11 protein-coding genes are annotated in these 12,332 nt (G+C 49.1%); 5 read left to right on the top strand and 6 right to left on the bottom strand.

The window, feature by feature from the left end; translation table 11 throughout:
- Nucleotides 1–163 precede the first annotated feature (163 nt).
- Nucleotides 164–1,192 (top strand): YeiH family protein, encoded by a 1,029-nt coding sequence (locus tag GRF59_RS25395; RefSeq protein ID WP_237392062.1) that lies wholly within the window; start codon nt 164–166, stop codon nt 1,190–1,192.
- Between the two features lie 49 nt (nt 1,193–1,241).
- Here GRF59_RS25395 and GRF59_RS25390 read toward each other — a convergent pair whose 3' ends face one another.
- Nucleotides 1,242–1,634, bottom strand: a complete 393-nt coding sequence (locus tag GRF59_RS25390; RefSeq protein WP_160500528.1) for a hypothetical protein — start codon at nt 1,632–1,634, stop codon at nt 1,242–1,244.
- 148 nt (nt 1,635–1,782) lie between these two features.
- The gene (locus GRF59_RS29525) at nt 1,783–1,947 is read right to left on the bottom strand and encodes a hypothetical protein (protein WP_202128863.1); all 165 of its coding nucleotides are present in this window, start codon (nt 1,945–1,947) and stop codon (nt 1,783–1,785) included.
- A 230-nt stretch (nt 1,948–2,177) separates the two neighbouring features.
- On the opposite strand from GRF59_RS29525, the gene GRF59_RS25385 reads away from it, so the two are divergent.
- The gene (locus GRF59_RS25385) at nt 2,178–4,094 is read left to right on the top strand and encodes a sensor histidine kinase (RefSeq protein ID WP_160500527.1); all 1,917 of its coding nucleotides are present in this window, start codon (nt 2,178–2,180) and stop codon (nt 4,092–4,094) included.
- Between the two features lie 61 nt (nt 4,095–4,155).
- Here GRF59_RS25385 and GRF59_RS25380 read toward each other — a convergent pair whose 3' ends face one another.
- A complete protein-coding gene (locus GRF59_RS25380) occupies nt 4,156–4,320 on the bottom strand; it encodes a hypothetical protein (RefSeq protein WP_160500526.1) in 165 nt (54 codons plus the stop codon).
- A gap of 352 nt (nt 4,321–4,672) precedes the next feature.
- Between GRF59_RS25380 and GRF59_RS25375 the strand changes: the two genes are divergently transcribed.
- Nucleotides 4,673–7,216 carry a beta-mannosidase gene (locus GRF59_RS25375; protein ID WP_160500525.1) on the top strand — a complete coding sequence of 848 codons (2,544 nt, stop codon included), beginning with the start codon at nt 4,673–4,675 and terminating at the stop codon, nt 7,214–7,216.
- Between the two features lie 97 nt (nt 7,217–7,313).
- Here the strand turns inward: GRF59_RS25375 and GRF59_RS25370 are convergent, their stop codons facing one another.
- Complete coding sequence (locus tag GRF59_RS25370) at nt 7,314–8,453, bottom strand: GNAT family N-acetyltransferase (RefSeq protein WP_160500524.1); 1,140 nt, start codon at nt 8,451–8,453, stop codon at nt 7,314–7,316.
- A gap of 302 nt (nt 8,454–8,755) precedes the next feature.
- On the opposite strand from GRF59_RS25370, the gene GRF59_RS25365 reads away from it, so the two are divergent.
- Entirely contained in the window at nt 8,756–10,297 is a 1,542-nt protein-coding gene (locus GRF59_RS25365) for a potassium/proton antiporter (RefSeq protein WP_160500523.1), read from the top strand.
- A 70-nt stretch (nt 10,298–10,367) separates the two neighbouring features.
- On the opposite strand, the gene GRF59_RS25360 is transcribed toward GRF59_RS25365, so the two are convergent.
- Entirely contained in the window at nt 10,368–10,727 is a 360-nt protein-coding gene (locus tag GRF59_RS25360) for a DUF1634 domain-containing protein (RefSeq protein WP_160500522.1), read from the bottom strand.
- Nucleotides 10,724–11,557 carry a sulfite exporter TauE/SafE family protein gene (locus GRF59_RS25355; protein ID WP_160500626.1) on the bottom strand — a complete coding sequence of 278 codons (834 nt, stop codon included), beginning with the start codon at nt 11,555–11,557 and terminating at the stop codon, nt 10,724–10,726. The genes GRF59_RS25360 and GRF59_RS25355 overlap by 4 nt, the downstream gene beginning before the upstream one ends.
- 243 nt (nt 11,558–11,800) lie before the next feature.
- Here GRF59_RS25355 and GRF59_RS25350 point away from each other — a divergent pair, with 243 nt between their 5' ends.
- Nucleotides 11,801–12,256 (top strand): Lrp/AsnC family transcriptional regulator, encoded by a 456-nt coding sequence (locus GRF59_RS25350; RefSeq protein WP_160500521.1) that lies wholly within the window; start codon nt 11,801–11,803, stop codon nt 12,254–12,256.
- The last annotated feature ends 76 nt before the right edge of the window (nt 12,257–12,332 follow it).

Below are 12,332 nucleotides of genomic sequence, written 5' to 3'. Positions count from 1 at the left end.
TGTTACATTCCATCGAATAAAGTTGGACTGGAACGAGAATCCTTATGACCATAAGTTTTCCTCATGATAGAGATAGCAAATCGGTATTTCACTTCCTGAGCTGTCAACCTTATAGTGAGCTTATAAGAACAACTGAGTTAAGACAAAGGGGATGGCAATGCCAATGATTTCACAGGATTCTGCGGTGCCACGCAGAAAGAGAAAGACAAACGCATTCATATTAGGGATTGGGCTTACGCTGATTTTATCGTTGCTCGCCAAGGGATTATCGTTGTTTCCTTTCCTTAGCATTATGGGGCAGCTGGTTCTGGCCATCATTCTTGGGATGATCTACAGGGCAGCGGTCGGTGTTCCGGAATATATCATGCCAGGGGTTTCCTTTTCGAATAAAAAGCTGCTTCGCTTCGGGATCATCCTGCTCGGAATGCGGCTGAATCTGATGGATATCGCTCATGCCGGTCCTAAAGTCGTGTTGCTGGCTGCGGTAAATATTACGGTGACGATCTTTATCGTATATGGACTCGCAAGGCTGTTAAAGGTGGACCGTACGATGTCGCTGATGACGGCATGCGGAACGGCCATTTGCGGTGCGGCTGCCGTCGTAGCCATTGCGCCGCTGATAAAAGCAAAAGATCAGGAAACGGCGGTCAGCGCAGCCACGGTTGCTATTCTGGGCACACTGTTTACCTTGATTTATGTAGGACTATATCCTTTTCTGGGACTTACACCAACGGGTTACGGGGCATTTGCGGGAGGCACGCTGCACGAGGTCGCGCATGCGATTGCTGCGGCGGCGCCAGGCGGCAAAGAAGCGGAGGATATGGCTGTTATCGTTAAATTGACGAGAGTAGCGCTTCTGGTACCGGTCTCGCTGTGCGTGGGATACTGGGCCAGCCGGAGACAAGAAGAGAAAACGCATCAAAAAAGCAAAATACAAATTCCATGGTTCGTGCTGGGCTTCCTGCTGATGAGCGGAGTCAATTCACTTGGCATCATTCCGCATGCAGTGACCACGCAGATCATTAATCTTGCCTATATCCTCATCGCCATGGCGATGGCGGGGCTTGGCCTCAACGTTGATTTTGCCTTTTTCCGCCGCAAAGGGGTGAAGCCTTTTGCAGCCGGGCTGATGGGGTCGGTTATATTGGCGATCATGGGCTATGCTTTGATACACGTCCTTGGTTTTGCATAAAGAATGAAAATAAACGGACTCCATTCATGGAGCCCGTTTATTCCTATATTTATTCGGAATCATCCCCGTCGTATCCATTGATCAAATCCGTTCCGTGCATATCCTCGATCATTGCGGAAGGGTCAACCGGACTGTCTTCCTGGATATCATCTGCATCGGGAATATCCTCCAGTTCCGTATCTTCGTCACTTAGATCATTTACGCCCGCAGGGTCCGGATATTCACCTGTATTCTCCGGATACCGCGTCCCTAACTGCGGGCTCCATTCGGAGCGAGTGTAGAACTCGACATCAGCCGCTCCCGGCTCTTGCGTGATGCTTTGAACTGTTTGCGTATTCACTTCACGGAAATCATCTTCCGGAAGTCCCTCTTCCAGCGGCGGCTCTCCGGCATTGTCATAGCGTTCATATGCCAGGTCGGCCTCTGTTTTATATTCGGACATTATTCTCATCTCCTTCAGTAATCATTCATACCTTACCCTTACCCTAAACGGGTGAGAATAAACCTTGCCGTCCTCTATGGATAAAAGTAGAAAAAAATCCCCGGGACCAGAGGTCTCGGGAAGTACTTCCGCCACTCTATTCGAGCGACTAAAATTTAGGAAACACATATCTGATCAGGAAGTAGAGAAATCCGAAAAAGATAATGATGTACGCTGCATACTTAATAAACGTGGCGGCCACCAAACTGGAATCCGTTTTTTTATGAACTTCCGTTCGGTCCACCTCGACATTTTGCTGATGAGGTTCACGCATGGCTGTTTCTCCTCCTTCGCTCGTATTTCAGGAAATTTATTCCGCTTGGTACATAAATAAACAAAGGTTATGCTGCTGAAACAGCGGAATAAGGGGAGGGGAGTAAGGCAGACGTTTATAGATAAATTGCGAAAAATGTCGAAATATTACATAATAGGTCCAGAGATTTGCGCATTAAGTGAATATATCTTTCGCTTCATAGAGTATGAAATGACTATCAGAGGTGTTCTATGAAAATTGTAAGCAAAACGGCCGTGGCGCTTGTTCTTGCCTTGACGTTGATCTCTCTCTGGATTCCTGTTTCCGTTTTTGCGGCGCAAGATACGGGTTACCCGCCAATTGCCGGATGGGATTTCAAATGGGAACAGCCAAACACGGCAGCAGGTCTGATAGAATCACCTTCTCAGGATCGGGGCGGCTGGGTGAGACTGAATTCCCTGAACAACTTGCCGGCTCGAGACCAGCAGAACCAGGATGCTTGGTATAAAACCGTTCTTCCCGAGCTTCAGTCCGATTCATCAGCATTGCTGCTGAAAAAAATTTACGGACGGCATATTATCATTTATCTTGATGGGCATGAAAGATATGAACAGAATCGCAGCTATATGTATGACGACAGTAAAATACTGCTTCCGCTGAATGCCGGGGATGCGGGGAAAACGCTGTACATACAGGTGTTGGCGGAAAAGGACCGGATGGGCCTTCAAGGAGAAGTTGTGTACGGTGATTATCAAAAACTGCTTACGCAATATGTGAAATCATATCTGGATGATCTGATTTTGGGCAGCTCCATGATTTTTCTCGGCCTGGTCATGCTGATTGCCGCATTGTTCATGCGAAAAAGCCAACTGGTCAGCTGGCTGGCTTTAATGCTCGTTCTGTTGTCCATTGGAGCCATGATACTAACATATTCTCCGCTGTTATACAGTCTTTTCACCGGTTATGGAGAAGTGTTTCTGATCGTATATGATTTGGCACTCCTGACATTGCTGCCGTCCCTGACCTATTATTTTGAGAAGACGGTTGGAGCAGGATACAAGCAGATCATCAGACATTTCCGCAAGTTCCAAATGGTTTATTCCCTGTTTTGCTTAGGGTTTATGGCCATGAATGTCCTGATGAAAGACCGTTATTTTGACTTATATTATTTGTTCTCGGTCAAAATTCTTGGGTACTTGATCATTCTACAGATTATCCTGGTCGTAGGGAGCGCGATTGCCTATACGGTCAAAGGCAGCCGGGATGCGCTTGTTTTTACGCTGGGATTCGGCGTGTTCGGCCTTACGGTTCTGATCGAAATGATCTGCTTCATGGCAAGCCAAGGGAGCTACGAGCTGGTATGGTGGAAATGGGGCGTGCTTGGATTCGCAATCGCGCTCATCGCGGTCCTTGGTCAGAAGTTTGCCAAGAATCATCAGCAAATTCTGGTATACTCCAGGGAACTCGAAATGTTTAACAGGGAGCTTCAGCGGTCCGAAAAAATGGAGATTATCAGCGAGCTTGCCGCATCCGTAGCGCATGAGGTGCGGAATCCGTTGCAGGTGACCCGAGGTTTTCTCCAACTGCTGCAGGGGAAATCCCAGAATAAGGATAGGGAATATATCACGCTTGCTTTAAAAGAACTCGACCGGGCTTCAAGCATCATTACCGATTTTCTGACCTTCGCCAAACCGGAAATCGATCATGTGCAGCTGCTGGAGCTTTCTGACGAGTTCCGGCATATCGAAGGCATTCTGGTTCCTCTTGCCAACTTTCAAGGCAGTAAAATGACATCGAGAATTCCTAAGGGTTTATATATTGAAGGGAATTCGTCAAAATTTAAACAGGCTTTTATCAACATCGTGAAAAATAGTATCGAAGCGCTTCAGGAAGACGGACAGATTCATATCTGGGCCTATATGGAGCAAGAGGAAGTCGTCATTCATATTCGTGACAATGGAGAGGGAATGGAGCCGGCAGAAATGGCCAGGCTGGGCGAACCGTATTTTTCAAACAAAACGAAAGGAACGGGCTTGGGTCTGATGGTGACGTTCCGCATTATCGAAGTGATGAGGGGGGAATTGACATTTCATAGTAAAAAAGGAGTGGGGACGGAAGTTATCGTTCGTTTTCCTGCCGCGAGCGGCGGGGAGACCCTGTCATCATGAACGCAGAATAATGCATACGCAAAATGGCGCCTGCTGTCACAGCGGCGTCATTTTGCGTATTTCAGATCAAGATTTCGTTGTTGCCCCCGGTTCTTAAATCCTGCCAAGCGACCCATAAACTGAGCAAAGCAGCAATAAGAAACAGCACCGCGGAAATAACGGCTACTTGATCTCTTTGAGCTGTGGAATCAGGACGGTTGATACTTCGTGTTTTTACAGGCTTCACACGTGGACACTCCTTTGAATGCAGCGACATGTGCATTAGTAAGCTGACATAAGTGCGTTGTGGACTAATGTAGATTATGTCTGCTATCAGATTACCGTTCCGCAATAGAAGCAAAATAGACGGAAAAGAGCGTAATTGAGAAGAAGATCCAATGGATTTTATTGTTGTTATTTTTTGTTATCAAAAATATAATAACAATATTATAATAGTTAGATGGTTGCCCTGGAAATTGGGTTCCTTATGCCATGTGCGGATTTACTGCCGGCATTACCTGTCCCGGGTACATAGATATTCAGCATTGGCTGTATTGCATCATACTAACGAGTTGGATGAGTTGAAACAGGAGGGCGAAATGAATAAAACAAGATGGATCGTCAGCGATTGGAGTTTTAAAGCTTGCCAAGATCAGGAATGGATGAAGGCCAAGGTCCCCGGCTGCGTACATACGGATTTGCTGGCAAACGGGAAGATTCCGGATCCCTTTTACGGCACGAATGAAAGGGAAGTACAGTGGATTGACAAGCAGGATTGGGAATATGAGAGCAAGTTCGATCTGCCGGAAGAACTGCTGTCACTCCCGCATTTGGAGCTTGTCTTCAGCGGGCTCGATACGTATGCGGTGGTGACCGTAAACGGTCATCAGGTGATTACCGCGGATAATATGTTCCGTACATGGAAAGCCGATATTAAACAGATTGCAAAGAGGAAGAACAATAACATTCATATTCGTTTTCGCTCTCCTGTACGGGAGGATTTGCCCAAATTGGAGAAGCTCGGTTATCCGCTTCCGGCTTCAAACGACCAGTCTGAAGTTGGCGGACTTGGCGAACAGAAGGTTAGTGTGTTCGCCCGCAAAGCGCCATATCATTACGGATGGGATTGGGGCCCTAGGTTCGTTACCAGTGGAATTTGGCGTGAAGTCTGGATTGAAGGCTGGAAGGAGGGCCGCGTTCTCGATTTATTCATTGATCAGCTTGACGTTTCGCCGGCGGAAGCCAGACTGAAGGCAGTAACGGAGATTGAAGCGGATACGGAAGGGGAGGCGGTTATTCGGCTCAAGACAGGAAACTTGGTGTGGGAGCAGAAGGTAATGCTTCACCCGGGGACCCTGTTCATCGAAATGCCTTTTGTGATATCCGATCCGAAGTTGTGGTGGTGCAGGGGGCTGGGAGAGCCTCATATGTATGAATTTCAGGTTGAGATCATTAGAGATGAAACGTTAATCTCATCCAGAACAGTACGTACAGGGCTTCGATCTGCCAAGCTGATAAGAGAGAAAGATGAGGCAGGATCGACGTTTTACGTTGAGCTGAATGGGGTTCCGGTCTTTGCGAAAGGCGCAAACCATATTCCGAATGACAGCTTCATAACGGACGTTACGGAAGAACGCTACCGGCATGAAATTGCCACGGCAGCCGCTTCCAACATGAATATGCTTCGCGTGTGGGGCGGGGGGATCTATGAGCAGGATATGTTCTACGGTCTATGCGATGAATATGGTCTGATGGTGTGGCAAGATTTCATGTTCGCGTGCAGCATGTATCCCGGAGATGAACCATTCCTGGAGAATGTACGCGCTGAAGCGGAGGAGAACATCAAGCGTCTTCGCAATCATCCTTGCATCGTACTTTGGTGCGGCAATAACGAGATCGACACGGCATGGTCGCATTATACGGAAAAGGGCGGCTGGGGCTGGAAGCAGCATTATACATCTGAAATCCGTGAGAAAATATGGAGCGATTATCAGTCGATTTTCCATGGAATTCTGCCGGAGGCGGTAGCCGAATATGCTCCGGGAGCGGCTTACTGGCCTTCTTCGCCGATGATAGATACGACAGGAGACAGTAAACAGCATGCGACCAACGATTCCGCCGCAGGGGATATCCATTACTGGGGCGTATGGCATAATGTAGAGCCGTTCGAGAATTACAATAGATATGTCGGGCGTTTCATGAGTGAATACGGATTCCAGTCATTCCCTGAGTTTAAGTCTGTCCGCCGATATGCGGAGGAAAAAGACTTGGAGCTCGAATCACCCGTTATGCTTGCACATCAGAAGAACGGCCAAGGGAATCGTCTCATTAAGCAGTATATGGACATGTATATGAGTGAGCCCAAGGATTTTCCTTCCTTTTTGTATATGAGCCAGGTGCTTCAGGCCGAGGCGATGAAAATGGCTATTGAGGCGCATCGCCGCCAGAAACCATACTGCATGGGAACGCTCTACTGGCAAATGAATGACTGCTGGCCAGTCGCTTCCTGGGCAGGCATGGACTATTTTGGCAGATGGAAGGCACTTCAGTATGCTGCCAAGCGCGGCTTTCGGGATATTGCCTTGTCCATTGACGGAACGGATGCAAGCAAGCTGGAATTTTACGTGATATCCGACGTGCTTCAGCCGATTTCCGGCGCCGTGCATCTCCAGTTGATGGATATGGACGGAAGGGTTTTGGCCGACCTGAACGAGCCATTCAGTATGGAGGGGAATACATCGCTCAAGGTTCATACAGCCGCCACCGGACAGTTTATGCAAGACAGAAGCCCAAGCGAGATATTCCTGCTGGCACGGCTTGAAGTGAACGGAGAAACGCTGGATAGTCAGATACATTACTTTGTACCGATGAAGGAGCTTGCCCTGGAACAGGCTGACATCGAAATTCGGGAAGTTGAGGGCAGCGGGGGAACGGCAATTATGCTGCTTACGAACAAGCTGGCCAACCATGTATGGATTTCCTGCGAAACCGAAGGGAGCTTCAGCGACAACTTCTTTGACCTGATCCCCGGTGTCAGCCATACGGTTCAGTTTATGGCACGGACTAAGGATAAAGCAGCGTTTATCCCTGCCAAACCGGAACAACTGAGCGTGAAATCTATGAAAGACTTTATCTCCTTATAACTCACAACAGATAAAATAAATACGGTTCGCATAAAAAGACTGCCTTCAACGCTTCCGAAGCGAAAGAAGGCAGTCTTTATTGTATGAAGGTAACGGATTACACAAAATGCAGCCCTGACAGGTATGGCAACGGGATCGTTGTAAAGCCGTCAGGAGCCATCGATACATGCGGTGATTCCGGATCAAAGAGCAGGGACAGCAGGTCGTTGTCATCCCATTGAAGATCTTTCTCTCCCTTGCGGAGCGTATATGCTCGCTCCTGTTCCGGATCGCCGCTTACCCGGAATACGCTGTTCCAGAATTCTGGCAAGAGAGGTGAGCATTGGGTCAGCAGAGATGCCGCATCTGCAATCCATACCGTGCCGCTGTTTCGCCCGGACGTGATACTGGCACCGGATGCCTTCAGCAGTTCGAGCAGCTTCTTCTGCTGCCACGGGACGGGAATGATCATCTCCTTCGCAGGAAACCGGCGGTACATTTCTGCTAACAGCAGCGAACAACCTTGCACGTCGCCTGCCCATTCTACAGCACGCGAAGGCTCATCGGAGGAAGCTGTGCTGCGCTCGTCTTCAGAATGTACGGCAGCGACCGCAAAAGCTTCAATTCTCCCATTCTTCATGGCTACGAGCATTTGCGGTTCCAGACGGTAAATGTCCGGTATCGCGCTGGCTCCCATCAGAGCGAGCAGCTGAGCAGGACCTTGTTCATATCCTGTCCGGGCTGCGGAAAAGAGCGCAGATACTTGGAAAATATCTTCCGGCTGCATGCTGCGAATCGTCCACTCCTCCGTTCTGCTCGCCTCAAGGACGGAAGCTGCGGATTGATTCAAGGCAGCGAATGCTACCCGGCCAAAATATTGGCATCCGGAACGCATATATAGGGAGCGGTCCCCGGATATGAAAACAAGGGAAGCACCGGATCGTTTGGCATGTGCCATACACTCTTCCAGCAGCCGACTGGCGAGGTTCTGACCCCGGTAATCCGGATGTGTGCAAACAGAGCCAAGGCCGAACACTTGAAGCCGGGCGTCACCTGCGCGGATCACTTCCGGCACCATGCCCATAAAAGCGACCATGGTTCCTTCCTCGGTAAAAGCACCATAGGAATGGCTGATTCCCGGCTGGAACAGGTATGGAAATAATGTGCCCATGGATTTCTGATCGGGCTGTCGGAAGACAAAGTCGGATAAGGCGGCAGCCTCGCCAAGCTCGTGTGATAGTACCTTGCGGATGTTCATCGGTTTCGCCTCCATATGCGCATTTACATTCTTTTTTCAGTATAAAGGGAAGCGGAAAGCAAAAGCCATCATACATTTTGAAGCGAGATTCCCCAAAGTGCGTTGATCCATTGATAGCTGCATCCGTAGTCCGTAATAAAACAGATTCGATCTGGAGACGGTACTGATGTGCTGCTGTCTTCATGCGTATGGAAGCGGCTCTCCTCAAAGGGATTTGGTTCGCAACCAGGTACGGAAGGGTTATATATAGTGAATTCTACAAATGATAAGGCAACGTATTCTATATTAAAGAGGCGAGGCTTTTGGAATCAACCACACTGGTAAACTCACTTGTTCTACTTATGGCCGGCTTGCTGCTGATCGGCGTCTTGACCACCAAATTCTCATCCCGGTTTGGCATGCCCGCATTGGTCCTGTTTATCGTTGTCGGGATGGTACTCAACCGGTTTATTTACTTCGATAATGCTTTTATCACTCAAATCGTCGGCATACTTGCGTTGATTGTCATTTTGTTCGAAGGCGGGATGCAAACCAAATTCGACGATATTAAACCTGTCATCGGCTCCGCCTTATCGCTTGCGACTGTTGGTGTGCTGTTAACCACCTTTGTGGTGGGGGTCGCAGCCAAATTCGTGCTCGGCGTATCATGGACGGAGGGCTTTTTATTTGGAGCCATTGTCGGTTCAACGGATGCTGCTGCGGTATTTTCGGTGCTCAGCGGCAAAAATATCAAGAAACGGCTGACCTCCACGCTTGAAGCGGAGTCCGGCAGCAATGATCCAATGGCGATGTTCCTGACGATATCTCTGATCGAACTTTTCGAACATCCGGATACCTCGATCCTTAAACTGATCCTATCCTTTGTATGGGAGATGGGGGTTGGTCTGATCCTCGGCCTGCTGATCGGCAGACTGGCCGTGTACGTTATTAACAAGATCAATTTTGATTCCTCCGGTCTGTATCCCGTCATGGCTTTGGGCTTTGCCGTTCTCTCATACAGCGGGACCTCGATCATTGGCGGCAGCGGCCTGCTCGCGGTATATGTCACGGCGATTGTGATGGGAAATTCGGAGCTGGCTTACGGCCGGTCCATCATGCATTTTAACCAGGGGTTTGGCTGGATGATGCAGATTGTTATGTTCGTACTGCTGGGTCTACTCGTGTTTCCGAGTGAGCTGCCGGCTATCATTGGACCGGGACTTCTATTGTCACTGATTCTAATGCTGCTTGCCCGGCCTATTGGTGTTTTTATCAGCACGATTGCCATGAAATACTCGTTTCGGGAAAAGATTCTGCTCTCCTGGGCGGGGCTGAGGGGAGCGGTCCCGATTGTACTTGCTACATATCCGCTAATGGCCCATATGGAAAACGGACGGCTATTCTTTAATGTGGTTTTCTTCGTTGTCCTTACATCGGCGATTATCCAAGGGGCGACCATTTCTCCGCTGGCGGAGAAAATGGGACTGGCGGGCGATGTCAAGCCGTCCAATCCGTCCCTGCTCGAACTGACGGCGCTCGGCAAGACCAGATCCGAGATCAATCATATCGAGGTGAACACCTCGATGGCGATCGCCGGCAAGGAAATTTTGGAGCTGGATCTGCCGGAAGATATCCTGTTTACGGCGATCATCCGCAATGAGCAGATCATTGCCCCGCGCGGGAACACGAGGATAGAGGCGGGAGATACGCTGTATATGCTGAGTCCAAAGTCCAAGCGCAAGCAGTTGAAGACCATTCTGACTTCGCCTGCGCTGCCGGTGGTCCATCTGACGGAGGAAAAGCAATCTGTGGAAGAAGCAACAAATATATTGCCAACGACAGAAGAAAAGGAAAAGGACAAGTGATGAATAAAGAGCCTGAAATCCCTCATCTGAAGGATTCCAGGCTCTTTTGGCCTCTGAGGGGCGCGTGTTCTTAGGCTTTTCCAAGTATGAAACTGATGATCAGAATGATAAGCACGATGGAGGTAATGATTACGTACAGCTTATCGCCTTCGCGAACAAACACCCAGATCGAGATGGCGACACGCAGCACGGGCGTAAGAATCAGCAGGATTAATCCGGTAGTAATGACGGCATACGGCTTAAACTGGACCGTACCGTTGAATATATCCGACAGGCTGTGCGGGTAGAAATTGTCCGGATATCCGCTGCCTCCCTGGATAAAGAGTAGGATCAGGCCCAGGATGATAACCGCAGCGCTGATGATGACGCCAACCCGGAGCCAGCGGCTGACAGCAAGCTCAACGTCCTGAATTTCACTGTTCTCATTCATTTGCCAAACCCCATTCCTTCATAAATCATTTGAAGCGCCACATACAGCAGCACGGGGATGAAAAGCATCCGGATCGTCTTGCTTTTCATGCGCTGCATGATCTGCGCGCCAATCGTTGCACCAGCCAAAACGCCCAGTGCCACAGGCCCGGCAATATGCGGATCGATATCACCGCGGAGCAGGTAGACACCGGCGCTTGCCGCAGCGGTTACGCCCATCATAAAGTTGCTGGTAGCCGTGGACACCTTAAGCGGCAGTTTCATGAAAACATCCATGGCCATGACCTTGAAGCTGCCGCTGCCGATGCCAAGCAGGCCCGATATGACACCGGCGCCATACATTACGCCGAAGCCGCCATAGACATTGCCCACATTGTACGGGATTTGCTGTTGGACGGCCTTGTCGTAATAAGTTCCTGCGAGTTTCAGCTTGGCTGCTGCGGGATGCATGGGAACCAGCTCCTGCTGGTCACCTTTCTTTTTCTTGATCATATTGACCGCCGAGTACACCAGCAGCAGTCCAAAGATAATGTAGAGCAGATTGGGCGCGATCAGACCGCCGATGAAGGCTCCCGTAATCGCTCCGATCGTTGTGGCGATTTCCAGGAACATGCCCACGCGCAAATTGGTAATCCGGTCACGGATATACGCGATAGCCGAGCCGCTTGAAGTGGCGATAACCGATATAATACTGGCCCCGATGGCATGCTCAATGCTCACGCCGAACAGCAGCGTTAGAGCCGGAGTCACTATGATGCCTCCTCCAAGGCCCAGAACGGATCCTACGATACCAGCCAGAATGGCGATCAGAAGGATTTGCAGCGAAAACATAATCAAGTGATGACACCTTCCTCTCAAAAACTTAAACCCGATTGCAATGCGGTCCGGGGTACCTGTAAACTATGAGTGGTACATCCTTACAAGCGGGTGATTTACCGATCCATTATACAACGATTGTATAATAATTAATATACAATCGAACATTAAATATTGATTTTTCATTTACATTGTAAATAATTTCATGAATTTAAGCGCCCGCATGGGATGGTCCCGGCCGGGGAAGGGGAGAGATGTATGCGATTTAATCAATTGGATGAAAAGGATGAGCTGATTCTGAAGCATTTGCTGAATAATGGCAGGCTCAGCCACGCCGAGCTGGGCAGATTTGTCAATTTGACGCGAGCAGCGGTCAGAGAAAGGGTAAACAACCTGATCGAGCAAGGTATTATCGATAAATTCACGGTGAGCGTCAATCCGCTGAAAGCCGGGAAGAGCCTTTCAGTGTATTTCAACATTGACGTGGATTGGAGCATGCTTGAAAAGGTAGCGGAGCAGCTTCTGTCCGATGAAGAAATCACAAGCGTGTACCAGATGAGCGGTGGGCCGCATCTTCATGTACACGCATTAATGGATGATCAGGCGCATGTAGAACGTTATCTTCAAAGACTTCGGACATTAGAGGGCATTACGAACGTTCACAGTGAATTTTTAATCAAACGCTTTAAAGAAAGAGAGGGACTGCTGATCTGATGATACGGGTGGTGACTGGTATACTCTCGTAAGTATTTCCCAACCGAAAGCCCATTACCCGTGCAAAAACAGGCAG

Origin of the sequence: Paenibacillus dendrobii, assembly GCF_009807035.1 — a bacterium.
GTDB classification, from domain to species: domain Bacteria; phylum Bacillota; class Bacilli; order Paenibacillales; family Paenibacillaceae; genus Paenibacillus_AQ; species Paenibacillus_AQ dendrobii.
This window is presented reverse-complemented; position numbering and strand designations above follow the sequence as displayed.